This window comes from Amycolatopsis regifaucium, from assembly GCF_001613935.1.
Classification (GTDB): Bacteria; Actinomycetota; Actinomycetes; order Mycobacteriales; family Pseudonocardiaceae; genus Amycolatopsis; species Amycolatopsis regifaucium.
In genome coordinates, this window is sequence record NZ_LQCI01000003.1 from 409,676 (window position 1) to 424,855 (window position 15,180).

16 protein-coding genes are annotated in these 15,180 nt (G+C 67.3%); 4 read left to right on the plus strand and 12 right to left on the minus strand.

Annotated elements, in window-relative coordinates; translation table 11 throughout:
* A complete protein-coding gene (locus AVL48_RS05730) occupies positions 1–1,116 on the minus strand; it encodes a radical SAM protein (protein WP_061989490.1) in 1,116 nt (371 codons plus the stop codon).
* A 105-nt stretch (positions 1,117–1,221) separates the two neighbouring features.
* Between AVL48_RS05730 and AVL48_RS05735 the strand changes: the two genes are divergently transcribed.
* Entirely contained in the window at positions 1,222–2,580 is a 1,359-nt protein-coding gene (locus AVL48_RS05735) for a UTP--glucose-1-phosphate uridylyltransferase (RefSeq protein ID WP_061989492.1), read from the plus strand.
* A gap of 1 nt (position 2,581) precedes the next feature.
* Here AVL48_RS05735 and AVL48_RS05740 read toward each other — a convergent pair whose 3' ends face one another.
* From AVL48_RS05740 to AVL48_RS05780, 9 genes are all read right to left on the minus strand, one after another.
* The gene (locus tag AVL48_RS05740) at positions 2,582–4,039 is read right to left on the minus strand and encodes an alpha/beta fold hydrolase (protein WP_061989458.1); all 1,458 of its coding nucleotides are present in this window, start codon (positions 4,037–4,039) and stop codon (positions 2,582–2,584) included.
* A 48-nt stretch (positions 4,040–4,087) separates the two neighbouring features.
* Positions 4,088–4,813, minus strand: coding sequence for a class I SAM-dependent methyltransferase (locus tag AVL48_RS05745; protein WP_061989460.1), 726 nt, complete (start codon positions 4,811–4,813; stop codon positions 4,088–4,090).
* Positions 4,806–7,013, minus strand: a complete 2,208-nt coding sequence (locus AVL48_RS05750; protein ID WP_061989462.1) for an MMPL family transporter — start codon at positions 7,011–7,013, stop codon at positions 4,806–4,808. The genes AVL48_RS05745 and AVL48_RS05750 overlap by 8 nt, the downstream gene beginning before the upstream one ends.
* Before the next feature lie 130 nt (positions 7,014–7,143).
* A complete protein-coding gene (locus AVL48_RS05755) occupies positions 7,144–7,413 on the minus strand; it encodes a hypothetical protein (RefSeq protein WP_061989464.1) in 270 nt (89 codons plus the stop codon).
* Positions 7,410–7,760: an ArsR/SmtB family transcription factor gene (locus AVL48_RS05760; protein WP_061989494.1), complete on the minus strand. Its 351-nt coding sequence runs from the start codon at positions 7,758–7,760 to the stop codon at positions 7,410–7,412. Before AVL48_RS05760 ends, AVL48_RS05755 begins: the two co-directional genes overlap by 4 nt.
* Before the next feature lie 28 nt (positions 7,761–7,788).
* Positions 7,789–8,544, minus strand: a complete 756-nt coding sequence (locus AVL48_RS05765; protein ID WP_082857553.1) for a GNAT family N-acetyltransferase — start codon at positions 8,542–8,544, stop codon at positions 7,789–7,791.
* A 105-nt stretch (positions 8,545–8,649) separates the two neighbouring features.
* Complete coding sequence (locus tag AVL48_RS05770; protein ID WP_061989466.1) at positions 8,650–9,384, minus strand: DUF2786 domain-containing protein; 735 nt, start codon at positions 9,382–9,384, stop codon at positions 8,650–8,652.
* Between the two features lie 132 nt (positions 9,385–9,516).
* A complete protein-coding gene (locus AVL48_RS05775) occupies positions 9,517–10,074 on the minus strand; it encodes a TetR/AcrR family transcriptional regulator (protein WP_061989468.1) in 558 nt (185 codons plus the stop codon).
* Complete coding sequence (locus tag AVL48_RS05780; protein WP_061989470.1) at positions 10,053–10,853, minus strand: SGNH/GDSL hydrolase family protein; 801 nt, start codon at positions 10,851–10,853, stop codon at positions 10,053–10,055. Before AVL48_RS05780 ends, AVL48_RS05775 begins: the two co-directional genes overlap by 22 nt.
* Positions 10,854–10,944: 91 nt before the next feature.
* On the opposite strand from AVL48_RS05780, the gene AVL48_RS05785 reads away from it, so the two are divergent.
* Entirely contained in the window at positions 10,945–11,544 is a 600-nt protein-coding gene (locus AVL48_RS05785; protein ID WP_061989472.1) for a DinB family protein, read from the plus strand.
* A gap of 12 nt (positions 11,545–11,556) precedes the next feature.
* Here the strand turns inward: AVL48_RS05785 and AVL48_RS05790 are convergent, their stop codons facing one another.
* Positions 11,557–12,141 (minus strand): TIGR03086 family metal-binding protein, encoded by a 585-nt coding sequence (locus AVL48_RS05790; RefSeq protein WP_061989474.1) that lies wholly within the window; start codon positions 12,139–12,141, stop codon positions 11,557–11,559.
* 39 nt (positions 12,142–12,180) lie between these two features.
* Between AVL48_RS05790 and AVL48_RS05795 the strand changes: the two genes are divergently transcribed.
* Together AVL48_RS05795 and AVL48_RS05800 are read left to right on the plus strand one after the other, a co-directional pair.
* Complete coding sequence (locus tag AVL48_RS05795) at positions 12,181–12,879, plus strand: MOSC domain-containing protein (protein ID WP_061989476.1); 699 nt, start codon at positions 12,181–12,183, stop codon at positions 12,877–12,879.
* The gene (locus tag AVL48_RS05800) at positions 12,869–13,480 is read left to right on the plus strand and encodes a TetR/AcrR family transcriptional regulator (RefSeq protein WP_061989478.1); all 612 of its coding nucleotides are present in this window, start codon (positions 12,869–12,871) and stop codon (positions 13,478–13,480) included. Before AVL48_RS05795 ends, AVL48_RS05800 begins: the two co-directional genes overlap by 11 nt.
* Positions 13,481–13,538: 58 nt before the next feature.
* On the opposite strand, the gene AVL48_RS05805 is transcribed toward AVL48_RS05800, so the two are convergent.
* Positions 13,539–15,131 carry a beta-N-acetylhexosaminidase gene (locus AVL48_RS05805; RefSeq protein WP_061989480.1) on the minus strand — a complete coding sequence of 531 codons (1,593 nt, stop codon included), beginning with the start codon at positions 15,129–15,131 and terminating at the stop codon, positions 13,539–13,541.
* Positions 15,132–15,180: the final 49 nt, after the last annotated feature.

Sequence of the window (15,180 nt, forward strand, 5' to 3'; positions counted from 1 at the left end):
TCACAGGAAGGGGTCGTAATCGGGGACCGGTTCGAGGGGCTCGTCGCGCAGCCGGAACAGGGCGAGGTTCGAGCGGTGGCGGATGCAGTGGAAGCGGCAGTGTTCGTCGGGCCGGACCCCCTCGCGCACGCGGCGGCGGCGTTCACCGTTCCACATCCCGGCGAACGACTCGGTCGCGGGATCCCCGTACTGTGCCGCGGGATTACCGCGGTGATAGGGACAGAAGTAGGCGCCGGAGGTGGTGATCAGCGTGCGGAGATCGGCGATCGGACAGGAGGCGTAGTCCTTCACCTCGACGGCGGTCCCGCCCCCGACGGCGCCGAGCGTGGACGTGCTCAGCACCTCGAAGCCGTCGTGGTCCAGTTCGCGGATACGGGCGAGCTGTTCGGAAAGGACTTCCAGCAGGCTTCGATCCTGGCCGAGAATGAAATGCTCCAGATCGTATTCCGGTTTCACCTCGAAGTAGTCGCACCCGATCCGTGCCGCGAGGGCGGCGGCTTCGGCTATCTCGTGCGCGTTGGTTTCACGCAATGAGCCGTCTTCGGCTTTCCGTCCCATGACCAGAAAAGAAAAGCCGAGCTTCCCGCGTTTCCGGGAAGCGAGCATTTCCATATTGCGCACGACTTCGGCGAACCGGTTCCGCCCGCCGCGCCCCGGCCGGAACCGGCCGTAGGTTTCCGGGGTGGCCGCGTCGACCGAAACCCTGGTCCAGTTCGCCCGTTCGGCCAGTACGTCGATATGCCGGTGAATGGTGGTGCCGTTCGTGGTGATGCCGACGCTTATCCCGCCGTCGTGCAGGAGGGTGAGTACTCTCCCGATCGCCGAATGCAGCAGCGGTTCGCCGCCGCCGATGAGGATCACCGCCCGGACGCCTGCTTCGACGAGTTCGGCGGCGAGTCCGGTCAACCGTTCGCTGGAGAATCTCCCGTTGTTCAGAAGCCGCCCGCTGATGCATTCCGGGCAGGCGAGGTCGCAGAACGAGGTTGGGTCCAGCTCCACCACCAGCGGCGCGGCCGGTTGCACGCCGTTCGCCGCTTGGGAAACTTGCCGGTGCGCGAATTCCTGGTAAAGCTTCGAGGTGAGATCGAGTGGTCCGCCAAGAGGATCTGTCGACATCCGCGCCGCCTCCGCTTCGGTCGTCACCGCGGTGGGTCGCGCATGTGCACGACCCTGTCGGATACACTAACGTCTTGAGCAGTGTTGCAGAAAGGTCGCGTGAGCATGCCTGATCGTTTCACCAAAACGCTGTCGAAAATGCGTTCCGCCGGAGCGCACGCCATGGAGCTGGCGGCACTGCGACGGCGCTTGGAACAACTGGCCGAAGACGGCGCCGGTGAAATGCCGGGTTTGGAACTCGAGCCGCTCGAGGACATCAGCCGGCTGGTGGATCTGCCTGAGCCGGATGCCGATGCCGCGCGATACGCACTGGACCGGACAGCGGTACTCAAGCTGAACGGCGGCCTCGGCACCAGTATGGGGCTCACCGGCCCGAAATCGCTGCTCGAAATCAAACCGGGCAAGACGTTCCTCGACGTCATCGCGATGCAGGTGCTTTCGACGCGCAAGACGTACAACGCCCGGCTGCCGCTGGTGCTGATGAACTCGGCCGGCACCCGCGAGCCCTCGCTCGAGCTGTTGAAGAAATACCCCGACCTGGCCGACGACGTCATCCCGGCCGACTTCCTGCAGGGTCGCGAGCCGAAGATCGCCGCAGCGGACCTGCAGCCGGTCGACTGGCCGGCCAATCGGGAGCTCGAGTGGTGCCCGCCGGGCCACGGTGATATCTACATCGCGCTGGCGGTTAGTGGGATGCGCGACCAGCTGCTGGCCGAGGGCATCAAGTGGTGCTTCGTCTCCAACGCGGACAACCTCGGCGCGGTGCCGGACGCCAGGATCGCGGCTTGGCTCGCCGACCAGGATATCCCCTTCGCGATGGAGACCGTTCTCGGCACCCCGGCCGACCGCAAGGGCGGTCACCTGGCCCGGCGTGACGGACGGATCGTTCTGCGCGAATCCGCCCAGGTGCCCGAGGGTGACGATTCGTTCGGCGACGTGGCCAAGTGGCGCTACTTCAACACGAACAACATCTGGTTCGACCTGGAACGACTGAAGGAGTTGCAGGACGCCGACCCGGCCGCGCCGGAACTGCCGCTCATCGTGAACCGCAAGACCGTCGACCCGACCGATTCCGGCAGCACGCCGGTCATCCAACTCGAAACAGCGATGGGCGCGGCGGTCGCTTCGGTCGAGGGTGCGCGGGCCATCGAGATCCCGCGGACCCGGTTCGCGCCGGTCAAGACCACCGACGACCTGCTCGTCGTCCGCTCGGACGCCTACGTGCTGGCCACAAGCGGCGAGATGGTCCCGGAATTCACCACGAGCCCGCCCGTGGTGTCGCTGGGCAAGGAGCATTTCAAGCTACTGCGGGACTTCGACGCCCGGATCCCGCAAGCGCCGTCGCTCAAGGAATGCACCAGCCTGGTCGTGGAAGGGGACGTCACGTTCGGGAAGGACGTGGTGCTCCGGGGTGAGGTCAAGATCGTCGGTCCCAAAACCATTCCGGACGGCGAAATCCTCTGATTCAGTGGAGTCCGCCGGGCTCCCTGGCGTGGGATTGGACGGCGGCGAGGACCGTCTCGGTCTCGGTCTTCGTCCAGGTCGAAATGTGTACTTCCCACGTGTCGTCCGCACGCAGTTCCTGTCGCAGGGCGCGCCACATCCATTCGAAGCAGATAGCGGGGTCCAGGCCGCCCAGCCCGGCGCCGAACAGCGGGAGCAGCACCGATCGCAGCTCCATGCCTTCCTCCTCGCGCTCACGTCGGGCGAGCTCGAAGACGTTGTGCACGGCCTGGGCGACGGAAAGAGGGTTCACCTCGAAGCGGTCGGTGCCGAGGACGGGGATCCCGATCGCGGCGTGGTAGATCCGCTGGACACCACGGCGGATCATGGCGCCCGACGACGTGGCGGCCACCGTCCCCGGTTCGACGGGCAGGCCGAATCGGCCGTTCTTCCGCATCCAGTCGTCGAGTTCGGCTGCGGCGGTGTCTTCGATGATCTCCCCGGCGGGCCCCCGTTTCGCCGCCGCGCGGCGCAACCTGCCGGAAACCGACGGTTTGAAGGTCATCGCCATCTGCATGTAGATGTTTTCGGAAGTGCAGACGATGTCGACGTCGGAGATCTGGTCCACCGGGCCGGACCGGACAGCGATGGGAACGGGCTTTCCCGAGCCGCCTTCGATGTCGACCATGACCGGCCCGTGCAGGGTCATTTCGGAGTGATAGTCGTCGCTTTCCGAAGAGGCCATGCCGCTCTTCTGTTTCTGGGGCGACGGCATCGGCTCCGTAAGGGCGGTGATCAGTGCGGCGCGCAGTACCAGGAACGACGGGTGGGACAGGCTGTCCGGTTGGATGATCGTGGAGTGATCTCCTTGCAGCACACCGACTTCCGGGAACACGCTCCTCGCGGACGAGGCCCAGACGATGTTGTCCGTGTCGCCCGCGTAGCAGACGACCGGGATCGGGCATCGGCGGTCGTCGAGGTACGGCGCGTAGACGACGTCGGCGAGCACCCTGCGCTGTGTTTCGACCACCGATTCGGCGAGCGGGCGCAATTCCCGCTCCTGCGTGTGCCAACCGAGCAGTGAGCGCCGCAGAGTCAGCATGAACTCGGATCCGTTGTTAGGGCAAGCGAACAGCACGATCCGCCGGATCCGGGCGAGCCGTAGGCCATTGCCCTCGGCCAGCTGACGCATCAGGAACCGGAGCACGATCAGCCCGCCCTGGCTGTGCGCGACCAGGACGACGCGCTCGTACTTCCCGTGCTTGGCCTCGAGAACACCGGCGAGGCGATCCGCGAGCACCGTGAAGTCCGGAACCCGGCGAGCCAGGTTCACCCGCAGTTTCGGTGAGGAGTAACCGAAGCAGTCGAAGTCGTAGTTCTTCACCAACTCCCTGTCGGCCGAAAGGAGCGCCTGCATCGCGTTCCAAGTCGACTCGGTGGAAAAGAGTCCGTGAACGAACAGCGCAAGGGACTTCGCCACGATCAACTCCTCAGGCCGTGGGCTCACACGATACCCGGGAGAGGCGATTCAGGTCGTCCGCTGAGCGATGAACACGTACTCGCGTCCTGGACGATCCGGGGCGTCCCGGACGTCCAGGACGCGGAAACCGTGTTCGCTCAGCAGCGCCTCCAGGTCTTCACGCTCGCGGAACCACAGCTTCGAATCCGAGGTGACGACCTCGCCGTCGGAGAACCGGTAGCTGTACCGGAACGAGACGAACGGGAGGTTCACCTCGGTGACCTCGCGCCACTGCTCGACTTCGCCGACGCCCGGAACGTCGATGATCTCGTGCGCGGTGTCGGCGCTCCAGTCCTCCCATACGCGGCGATCCGGGCGCCGGATCTCGAACACCAGGTATCCGCCCGGCGTCAGCGCGGTGTGGATGCCTTCGAGAGTCCGGTCCCATTCGGCGTCGGTCAGGAAGACCTGGGCCACGTTGCCGGTCATCACGGCGAGATCGGCGTCCGCCTCACCCGCGGCTTTCGCTTCACCGTGGAGCCAGGTGATCTTTTTTTCCGGATCCTTGGCTTTCGCGATCTCCAGTGACGCCTCGGCCGGATCGACCCCCACGACCTCGATCCCGCGCTCGGCCAGGAGGACGGCGAGACAGCCGGTGCCGCAGCCGACGTCGAGCACTCTCTTCGCCCCGAGTTCGCCGATGAGGGCGAGGTAGTGGTCGAGATCGTCGCGAGCGCCGTCGAAGGCGTCGTAGATCGGTGCGAGCCGGGCGTGGGCGAAGAGCGCGTCAGGCATTCGGCGACGATAGTTCCGGTACGCGTTCGGAAGCCACGGATTTACGATCGGGCCGCCGGCCTCGATCTCCCAGCAGCGCGAGGAACGCGGGCAGCAGCACCCCGCGGACGAGGGTGGCGTCGATCAGCACGGCGACCGCCATCCCGACGCCCATCATCTTGTACTCGATCGCGCTCAGCGTCACGAAGACACTGAACACGCCGACCATGATCACCGCCGCGCCGCTCACCACTCCGGCGCTGGTGCCGGTGCCGCGGACGATCGCGGTGACGGCGCCCTCGGCCCGGTGTTCACGGATCCGGCTGAGGATGAATATGTGGTAGTCCATGCTCAACCCGAGCAACAGGACGAACATGAACATCGGCAACCACCCGACGACCCCGCCATACGGGGTGAAACCCAGCAGAGACGCGAAATGCCCGTCCTGGAAGATCCAGGTGAGCACGCCGTAGGCCGCGCCGATCGACAGCAGGTTGAGCACGAGCGACACGAGTGACACCGCCACGGACCGGAAAGCCAGCAGCAGCAACACGAACGCCGCCAGCAACACGAATCCGAAGACCAGCGGCATCCGCTCGATGACCCGGTCGGCGAAGTCACGGGCGTTCGCCGTCCGGCCGGATACGGCGAAGTCGACACCGTCCACCTCGCCGATCGTCGCGGGCAGCAACTCGGTGCGCAGCTTCGCCAGCGCGGCGTCGGATGCCGCGTCCCGGCCGGCGCCGGAGAGTGGAACCCGGACGACCACCGCTTCGTCGACGTTCGCCACCGCGATGGGTCTGTTCAGCACCCCACCGGTTTCGCCGATCCGCCGGTCGAGTTCCGTGATCGCCGACCGCAGTGCCGGACTGTCCACCGGGCCGCCGTTCTCGGCCGTCAGCACCACCGTCGCGGGATAGACCACGCCGGGAAAGGCTTCCTGGGTGCGGATGGCGGCGTCGATCGTCGCCGTCGATCGAGGCAGGCTCTCCGCCGGCGTCGGGTCCTGCAGGCGCATGCCGAGCGCGGGCAGCGTGAGCAGGATCAGCAACGCGGCCGCGAGCCCGCCCCACAGCGCGGGCCGCCGGGTGACCGCCCGTGCCGTCGCGGACCAGAACCGCGAACTCTCCGCGGCCGTGCGCCGCTTGCCCAGCCAGGGAATCCGGCCGCGGTCGACCTTGTCGCCCAGCAGGGAAAGCAGCGCGGGCAGAACGGTGACCGCGCCGAGTACGGCCAAACCGACCACGAACGCCGTACTGATCGCGAGGCCGCTGAAGTTGTCGAGTCCGGTGAACGCCAGCCCGCTCACGCACAGGACGACCGTGACGCCGGAGACGACCACGACGTGGCCGGACGTCCTCGCCGAGATCCGGATCGCGTCGTCGACGGAGTGGCCTCGCGCGCGTTCTTCTCGTTGCCGCCTGAGAAAGAACAGCGAGTAGTCGACGCCGACCGCCATCCCGATGAGGAGGGTGATCACCGTCGTCGCGCTGTTGATCGGGGTGAAGTCGTCGACGACGGAGAGGAACCCGAACGTCGCCGCGACACTCGCCCCCGCCAGCAGCAACGGGACCGACGCGGCGACCAGCGCGCCGAACACGATCAGCAGGATCACCAGCGTCATCGGCAGCGACAGGAACTCCGACCGCTTGACGTCCTCCCGGATGCCCTTGTCGACCACGGAAGAGAGACTGAGATCGCCGGACTGTCCCAGCCGGACCGCCGGATGCCGGGCCGCGACTGAGCTGATCCGCACCACCGCGGTCTCGAAGTTCGGGCGGATGTCCTTCTCCTCGCCCGCGATCGAAAAACCGACCAGACCGGACCTGCCATCAGCCGAGATCCGTTCCGCGCCCTCGGTGGCCAGCGGGGACCGGACGTCGGTGACGGCGCCGGACCGGGTGAGCGTGGTGACCAGGTCTTCGGTCGCCCGCCGGAGGTCCTCGTTGGCGGTGAACGGTGGAGCGTCAGGGGCCTTCGCCTCGACGAGAACGTTCTCGCGTAAGGGGTCGAAGGTGCGCTGGGCGTTCAAGGCGGTCTGAGCGCGACCGGATTCGCCAGGATCGGTGCTGCGACGGCTTTCACCGTCCAGCAGCGTCCCCGAAAGCAGGGCGATCAGCACCAGCGCGACCCAGCCGACGAGGGTCAGCGCGCGGTGCCGGATGGACCAGGCGGCGACGCGTTCGGTCACCGGTGTGCGCGATTGGGTTTCGGGCAGCATGAACTACAGTCCTTTGCGTGAAGGAGTGAGATGCCTCGGGCGAGGTTTTTGCTTCTTCTTTCCTGGGCCGTCGAGTTGCCGCTCGGCGGCCCAGGGCCTTTCGATCCGGTTCAAGCCGGGGAACGGGTGGTCAGTCGACCTCCTTGAGGATCCGCTCGACCGAGCCCACGCTCTTCCGGAGATCGGCGAGGCGTCCGTCGAGTTCGGTGAGTTTGCGCTCGGTCTCTTCCTGCGCCCGGACGGCCTTTTCGGCGAGCCTGCGGTATTCCTGTTCACGCGTGAGCGCGCCCCTGGCCCGGATGGTCGCGCCGAACTGCCAGACGACCACCGTGATCACCACGGTGAGGAACACGAAGATGCCGACCAGTCCGGCGACCTCTTGCCATTGATGCCACTTCACGGTCGTTCCCCCTCATCGCCCGGTGTACCCGCCGTTGATGTACTCAGCGTCGGCGCCGCGGCGGCGATGGCGTCCGGGCTCAGCTCGACCAGGAACGGTTTCACCTCGTAGAACTTCATCGCCTTCCCGTCCTCCGACAGCTCGAGAGTGGCCGACACGAGCCCAGCCGCCTCCAGTTTGCGCAGGTGGAGCTGCATGAGCGCCCGGCTGATGCCGAGTTCTCGCGCCAGCTGGCTCACGTACGCGCGCTCCGCGCGGAGCGCCGCGACGATCCGCAGCCGGTGCGGATTCGCCAGGGTCCCCAGCAGCCGCAGCAACTCGTCGCCGGTCGGTCCGGTGGCGGTCATCCCGAGCTCCAGCACATGCCAAAGAAATCTAGCAGGTGCTGGCTTCAGCTACCAGGTGCTCCAGCCAGACGTTCGGCTCCACGTAGACGCCGAGGTCCAGCGCCGAGGAGGCGAGTACCGGCGCGATCCCGCCCGGCACGGTCATGAGACCGTCCCGGAGTTCGACGCCGGTCCACGCCTTCCATTGGGCGAAGGTGCCCGTCACCGTCATCGCGAACGGCGCCACCTTCACGAACCGGGCACCGAGCCGCTCATGCGTGCGCAGCCATGGATCCTCGGGCAGCCCGTCGGGGCGACGGCGGGCGATATAGTCCTCAAAGGACAGTCCTGGTTCGTACTCCTTCCCGGCCGGGCGGACCGGCACGACGAGTTTGCGCATCCCTGTCGCCGAGGCGCGTTCTTTCAACGCTTCCAACGCTTTTGTGGCCAGGCCGCCACCTCGGCGGCCTGGGGCGACCATCACTTCGAGTGCGATCAGCGTATTCGTCTCACGGGTGCTCATCAGGTCTTCCGCGGCCCAGATAAGGGCGGCGTCCCAGCCGTGGTCCGGCAGTTCCCGCCGTTCGGCCGTCGGGAATCCGACCGGGACGGCGGCCGCTCTCGCCACCGGGACGTCGTCTTCCAGCAGGACGAGGAAGTACTCCGGCCAGCGGGCGGCCAGATGGGACGACTTCGCCAGCCGGGCGGTCTGGTCGTGCTGGAGGAATTCACCGCCGACGCCGCCGAGGCGGAGCGCGGGCTCGCGCAATTCGGGCCGGGTGGACAGGTCTTCGATCACGATCATGTCCTCAGTAGACCCGAGGACACGTGCTTGTCACGAGTGGTTTTCAGGTACGGCTTTCGGTTGCGCCGTGGCTGTTCACTGGGGGAGATTTCAGTGCGGTACGGGCTAACGGACCGGCAGCGCGCGGCGCCGTCCGGTGATGCCGGTGGTGTTGAGGTTCGCGCGCTCGCCCGCGGAGTGCCCGTCGAGGTAGCCGCTGCCGGAAAGCCGCCTCGGCGGGGCCGAACGCAGGTCGCCGTATCGCTCGTCGTAGGCCTGCTTGACCATCGTCGTCCGGTCCTGGATCACCAGTTCGGCGGAGCGATGCCCCGCGGTGGCGGTGTGGGTGCGGGCCGCGGTGTCCTCGCTGTTGCGGAGCCGTTCGTAGACCGCGCCGGAGAACCCGTGCAGCCAGGTGCGCCGGTACGCGGCCAGTGATTCGCCCGCGAACACGCGGTTCTCCGGGCGGACTCTGGTCAGCTGGGTGGTCGCCTGCAGCAACAGGCTCGTGTACAGCAGTTCGACCCGCTCCAGATCCGAGCGGAAACCGAAGACGGTCACCCCGGTGACGGACTGGCCGAGCCGGTGCAGCAGGGCCCGGCAGCGCAGCGGGTGGGCGATGTTGGTGAGCAGTCCCGCCTTGTCCCGGCTGTACGGGTTGTCGATCGGGATCAAGACCTGGGTGATCTCGTCGGCCGTCGCGACTGAAGCGGCCAGCAGCGCCTGATCGATGCCGTAACGGGCGATCAGTTCGGCGGCCTTGGTGTTGTACGACTCCGCTTCGGCCTCGGTGACCGCCGGGTCCTCCGCCTTGGCGAGAAGTTTCCGGACGCGTGCGAGCAGCGTGTCATGGTCGGGCATGGCTCCCCCTTCCTGATTGGGTTGGAGTGGATCAACCTAGGAGAGGGGTCCGACAATATTCGCCCAGATGTTCGGATCCCGGCAAGGGGGTGGCATGTCGGCCGAGGTGTCGGTGCCCGGACCCGCCAGGGGTCAGCCGAGGTAGGCGTCGAGGGTGACGGCCAGCGCGGTCTCCGGTGACGGCGCGAAACTGGCGCCCGCCAGCCCGCCCCAAAGCCACAGCTGGGCGAGACCGTGCAGCGACGCCCACAGTGAGGACGCGAGCAACCGCGGATCGGTGGCGGGATGCCAGTTTTCGTGCTGGAGGTCGGCGACCAGCGCGGCGAAGAAGTCGAACACCGCGCTGCTCACCCGGGTGAGTTCGGGATCGGCCGGATCGATGAGGTCGCGGCGGAACATCAGCTCGAACATCGCCGGATTGGCCAGCGCGAAGTCGAGATAGCCGTGGCAGGCCGCGATGAGCCGTTCTCGCGGTGTCGCGTCCGGTAGTCCGGTACCGCGGTCGAGCAGTTCGGTGTAGCCGCGGGTGGCGACGGCGGAGAGCAGGGCGGCGCGGCCGGTGAAGTGACGCAACGGCGCCCCGTGCGAGACGCCGGCCGCTTTCGCGATTCCGCGCAGGGTCACGGCTGCGACGCCTTCTTCGGCCAGCAGGTTCGCCGCGGTGTCGATCAAGCGGGTTCGGGCGCCCATGGACGGCTCTCCTCGAGGACGGGAAGGAGGTCGGGGCGTTTGGGCAGGAAGCCGTCGCCCGGCTGGCGGCCGATGAGCCGGTTGCGGAACCGGCTGACCGCGACCGGGAGCACCTCCCTGGTCACCCAGCGCAGGTCCGCCCGCAAGCCGGGGCGTCCGGCCGGCCCGGGAAGCGGTTCGAGCCAGGACGGGTCGTGCGCGACGCCGAGTTTGCCGAGCACGTGGCCCGCCAGTCGCCGGTGGCCCTGCTCGGACAGGTGCAGCCGGTCCGGACCGAAGTAGCGGGAATCGTGCGCCGCGTGATCCGGCCAGAGGTCGACGAGCGTCGCGCCGTAGCTGACGGATGCCTCGCGGACGGCGTCGTTCAACGCGGTGAGACGCGGGCGCATGCGTTGCCCCATCGGCATGCGGTGGGAGATGTCGCTGAGGGTGAAGGTGACGACGGTGGGCGCGATCTCGGTGCAGGCGCGGATGGCCGTGTCGACGCGGCGGGCTACCGTCCGCGCGTCCCAGCCGCGGCTCATCACGTCGTTCCCGCCGCCGAACAGCGCGATCAGATCCGGCTGGAGCTTGCTCGCCGCCGGGGTCTGTTCGGCGTGGATCTGATCGAGCCTGCGCCCGCGGACCGCGAGGTTGGCGTACCGGAACCCCGCCTCGTCCTCGGCGAGGCGTTCCGCGACGAAGTCGGCCCAGCCGCGGTAGTACCCGCCAGCCGGGTGAGGGTCGGCCAGCCCTTCGGCGCAGCTGTCGCCGAGCGCGACGAAACGTTGGTAGCCCATCCAGATCTCCGTAACCACGAGTTCACCTTGTAGACACTGTCTATCAAACTCGTGTAGACGCTGTCTACTCGGTGCGTGGCAGCCTGGCGCCATGATCGACGACGTCGCGAAAGAGTCTTTGCACAGTGATCTGCGAGAGATCCGCGAGGTGATGCTCTGGAAGCTGGAGGGCCTGGGGGAGTACGACATCCGCCGTCCCTTGACCCGGACCGGGACCAACCTTCTCGGGCTGGTCAAGCACCTGGCGCTCTGGGAGGCCCGGTATTTCGGCGAGGTCTTCGACCGGCCGTTTCCCGAGCCCTTGCCCCGATGGGACGACCTCGGGCAGCGAGGTGCCGACATGTGGGCCACCGAGCACGAGACGCGCGAGGAGATCGTCGGCCGCTACCGACGCGTCTGGGAACACACCGACGCGACGATCGCGGCTTTGGCCATCGACTCGCCCGGTCACGTGCCGTGGTGGCCACGACCGCACGTGATGCTGTTCGACATTCTGGTCCACCTCCTCACCGAAACCAGCCGGCACGCTGGCCATGCCGACATCTTGCGCGAACAACTGGACGGCTCGACCGGAACGGGTACCGACTACTCCACCCAGCGGCGCGACGAGGCCTTCTGGGAAACCCGGCATGACCAGATCGAGCAAGCCGCCAAGGCCGCCGCCCGGCCGGATCGCGGTCGTCGGCCCTGACAGCGAGCGAGGTCAGAGAATGTCCTTGTCCGAGGGCGTCGACGGAAGCGAACGGCCGAGCAACGCGATGAGCCGCTCGCCGGCGCCCGCGCCCGGTGGTGCCTCGACAGCGTGGTCGAAGGCACCGCCGGGCCCGCGCACCGGCGTACCGTCGGGGAAGCGGCTCGCCACGCCCAGCGCGACCGTCGCGAGCTCGTCGTCCCAGCGGTGTTCGCGGCCGAGCGCGGTGTTGAGGTCCCAGTCGTGGACGAGCGTGTCGGCGAAGAGCACGGCCAAGACGTTCTTGCCGGGCAGCGGGCCGAATTTGCCGAAGTCGAAGGTCTTCTTCAGCGCCTGGTCGTCGAAAGCGGCGAGGAACTCGGCGGAGCTTTCTTCGTAGGCCGCGGCGAGGTTGTCGACTGTTGTCGAGCGGGTCGTGCGGGGACGATCCGCCGCCCGCGCGGCGGCCCGCTCGTTGTTGTCGATCAGGTGTTCCACGATGTCGCGGACGGTCCACTCGGCGCAGGGGGTCGAGCGGTCCCAGTCGTCGGCGCCGATTCCGGTGATCGTGGTTCGGGTGGCGTGATGTGCGCGGGTGGTCAGGGCGAGAAAGTCCATGGACTCAAACTATACGAACGATCGTGCTATCTTCTAGGGGTGAGCACTCTCGAAGTGAACGAGGTCTTCGTAGGACGGCCGTCCGTGCTGGGGATCAAGCGTGACGTGCCGGTGTACAGCGCGATCGCGAAATCACGCGTGGAGTCGTCCTCGCTCGAACTCGGCGAGATCAATTTGGCCGGCGACGACCAGGCCGATCGCACTGTGCACGGCGGTGTCGACAAGGCGGTCTACGTCTATCCGGCCACGCACTACACGGCCTGGTCCGAGCAGGGTTTCCCGGTGGTCGCGGGCGATTTCGGGGAGAACGCGTCGGTCACGGGCGCCGACGAGTACGACGTCCGCGTCGGGGATGTCTGGGCGTGGGGAGACGCGCTGGTCCAGGTCTCGCAGCCGCGGACGCCGTGCTTCAAGCTCGCGATGAAGACCGGGCGCAAGGACGTCATTCCGGCGATGATCGATTCCGGCCGCAGCGGCTGGTACCTGCGGGTCCTCCGGACGGGCGAAGTAGTCCCCACTTCGGGGCACATGACCCTCGAAGAACGCGATCCGGTGAACCCGACGATCGCCGAGGTCTACGTCGCGTCGTTCACCAACGTCACCCAGTTGGACGACGATCGCCGGGCCGCGTACTGGGCGTTGCTGGATCGGGTCCTCGCGGCACCGGCGCTCTCCCGGCAGTACCGTGACGGCCTGGAATCGGCGAAACGGCGGCGGGAGGATCGGGATGCCGGTTGACGGCCGGGTTGCCCGAGGCGACGCGACGAGGCGGATCGTCCTGCGGCGCGCCGTCGACATCGCGTCGGTCGAAGGGCTTGACGGGTTGTCTCTCGGCAGGCTCGCCACCGAGCTGGAATTGAGCAAATCCGGGGTGTTCGCGTTGTTCGGTTCCAAGGAGGAACTGCAGCTCGCGGCGATCGAGACGGCGAGCGCGATCTTCGCGGAGAACGTCGTCACCCCGACGCTGGAGTTCGAGCAGGGGATCGCCCGGCTGCGCGCGCTCTGCGCGAACTGGCTGGACTACTCGGAACGCCGGGTGTTCCCCGGTGGCTGTTTCTTCTTCAACGCCGGCGCCGAGTTCGACGCGCGGACCGGGCGGGTCCACGACGCGGTGGCGAACGCGAGCCGCGCCTTCGCCAAGTTCATCCGGTCCACCGTCGTCGAAGCACGGAAAGCCGGGCATCTTCGCGAATCCGTCGACGTGGACAGACTGGCCTTCGAGCTGAACGCCCTCGGCCGCGCCGCGAACGCGGACTCGGTCATGTTCGACGGCAAGGAGCCGTACGCGCTGGCGCGGGCCGCCATCACCGCTCGCCTCGACGCCGCGACAGTGACATGAAAGGCCCCTTCATCGCAAAATTTGCGATGAAGGGGCCTTTCATGTCGTCCGCGAGGCGCTACTTCCAGTCGACCTGAGTAGATCGGTAGAAGTCGATTCCCTGCTGAACCCACCGCGGGCTCTGCTTCGCCAGCCGGAGCCGGTAGGCGTCCCACGTGCGGGAAGCCTTCGGCGACCAGCCGATCTCGGCGTAACCCGGCAGCCTCGGGAACGCCATGAATTCGATGTCGTCACTGGTGACGAGCGTTTCCGACCACAACGGTGCCTCGACCCCGGCGACGTTCTGCTCCGTCACGCCCTGCAGATAGGTGGCCGGATCCCAGTCGTAGCCGGTCTTGACCTCGATCAACCCGGCCCAGTCCTGGCCGAGCCGCGTCTGCGGGTGGTACTTCATGTCCAGGTAGGCCTTGTTGGCGGGCGACATCAGGATCTTGTTGCCGCGAGCCGCCGCTTCGGCCACGTGGGCGTCCGTGCCGGTCGTGCCCCAGAACTGCGGAACGGCCGAAACCGGCGGTTTCGTCTTGGCGATGTCGTGCCAGCCGGTGATCGTCTTGCCGTACTTTGTGACGATCGGATGCACCTTGGTGGCGAAGGTCTGGTAGTCCGCCGGGGTGGTCGAGTGGGCCTCGTCGCCGCCGATGTTGAGGTACTTCCCAGGGGTGATCGCCGACAGTTCGCGGATGACGTCGTCGACGAATTTGTAGGTGATGTCCTTGTTGATGCACAGTGAGCTGTAGCCGACCTCGATGTCCGTGCGCGGCGGCACCGCCACGCCGTCGCAGTTCAGTTCGGCGTAGGAGTGCTGGGCCGCGTTGGTGTGCCCCGGCATGTCGATTTCGGGAACGATCGTGATGTGCCGCGAAGCCGCGTAGCGCACCAGGTCCTTGTACTGCTCCTGGGTGTAGTAGCCGCCGGGCGCGCCGCCGACGGCGGTCTGCCCGCCGACGGTCGCCAGCTTCGGCCAGCTCTTGATCTCGATCCGCCAGCCCTGGTCGTCGGTCAAGTGCAGGTGGAGGGTGTTGATCTTGTACTGCGCGATCTGGTCGATGTAGAGCTTGACCTGCGCCGGGGTGAAGAAGTGCCGGGCGACGTCGAGCATCGCGCCGCGGTAACCGAAACGCGGATAGTCGAGCACCGTGCCGCCCGAGATCACCCAGGAGCGGTGCTGGACGGTCTTCGCGTCGATCGCCGACGGAAGCAGCTGGCGCAGCGTCTGCACGCCGAGGAAGAGGCCCTTGTCGGTGTTCGCCTTCAGTGTCACGCCGCCGGGGGAGACCTTGAGCTGATAGCCCTCGGTGCCGACCCTCCCGCCCGCGTGGCCGGTTTCGAGCGAGATGGCGGGCCGGCCGCCGCGGTGACCGCTGACGACGGGCAGCCGGTAGCCGGTGGCGGGCCGGAGCAGCCCGGCCAGGTAGTCGGCGACCTGCTTGCCGTCACGGTCGGTGCGGATGACGGTCGCGGGGTTGAGCCGGAAGTCGGCGCGCGGATCGGGTTTCGCTTCGACCGGCGCGGGGACGACGTCGGAGACGGTCCGCTCGGGCTTCGCGCGCTGTGCCGCCGCGGGGTCCGCGCTCGCCGTGGCGGGCAGCCCGAAGGTCACGAGACCCAGGACGGCCACGCCGAGCACGGTTCTGGACAGGCGTTTACTCATGGAGCACCTCCGGTCGGGGAACTGGAGACTCTCTTCTTCTAGAGGTATA

What these genes read in the sequence shown, in the direction of transcription:
- AVL48_RS05730 (WP_061989490.1), bottom strand. Translation starts at nt 1,116, where the DNA reads ATGTCGACAGATCCTCTTGGCGGACCACTCGATCTCACCTCGAAGCTT.
- AVL48_RS05735 (WP_061989492.1), top strand. Translation starts at nt 1,222, where the DNA reads ATGCCTGATCGTTTCACCAAAACGCTGTCGAAAATGCGTTCCGCCGGA.
- AVL48_RS05745 (WP_061989460.1), bottom strand. Translation starts at nt 4,813, where the DNA reads ATGCCTGACGCGCTCTTCGCCCACGCCCGGCTCGCACCGATCTACGAC.
- AVL48_RS05750 (WP_061989462.1), bottom strand. Translation starts at nt 7,013, where the DNA reads ATGCTGCCCGAAACCCAATCGCGCACACCGGTGACCGAACGCGTCGCC.
- AVL48_RS05760 (WP_061989494.1), bottom strand. Translation starts at nt 7,760, where the DNA reads ATGACCGCCACCGGACCGACCGGCGACGAGTTGCTGCGGCTGCTGGGG.
- AVL48_RS05765 (WP_082857553.1), bottom strand. Translation starts at nt 8,544, where the DNA reads ATGATCGTGATCGAAGACCTGTCCACCCGGCCCGAATTGCGCGAGCCC.
- AVL48_RS05770 (WP_061989466.1), bottom strand. Translation starts at nt 9,384, where the DNA reads ATGCCCGACCATGACACGCTGCTCGCACGCGTCCGGAAACTTCTCGCC.
- AVL48_RS05775 (WP_061989468.1), bottom strand. Translation starts at nt 10,074, where the DNA reads ATGGGCGCCCGAACCCGCTTGATCGACACCGCGGCGAACCTGCTGGCC.
- AVL48_RS05780 (WP_061989470.1), bottom strand. Translation starts at nt 10,853, where the DNA reads ATGGGCTACCAACGTTTCGTCGCGCTCGGCGACAGCTGCGCCGAAGGG.
- AVL48_RS05785 (WP_061989472.1), top strand. Translation starts at nt 10,945, where the DNA reads ATGATCGACGACGTCGCGAAAGAGTCTTTGCACAGTGATCTGCGAGAG.
- AVL48_RS05790 (WP_061989474.1), bottom strand. Translation starts at nt 12,141, where the DNA reads ATGGACTTTCTCGCCCTGACCACCCGCGCACATCACGCCACCCGAACC.
- AVL48_RS05800 (WP_061989478.1), top strand. Translation starts at nt 12,869, where the DNA reads ATGCCGGTTGACGGCCGGGTTGCCCGAGGCGACGCGACGAGGCGGATC.
- AVL48_RS05805 (WP_061989480.1), bottom strand. Translation starts at nt 15,131, where the DNA reads ATGAGTAAACGCCTGTCCAGAACCGTGCTCGGCGTGGCCGTCCTGGGT.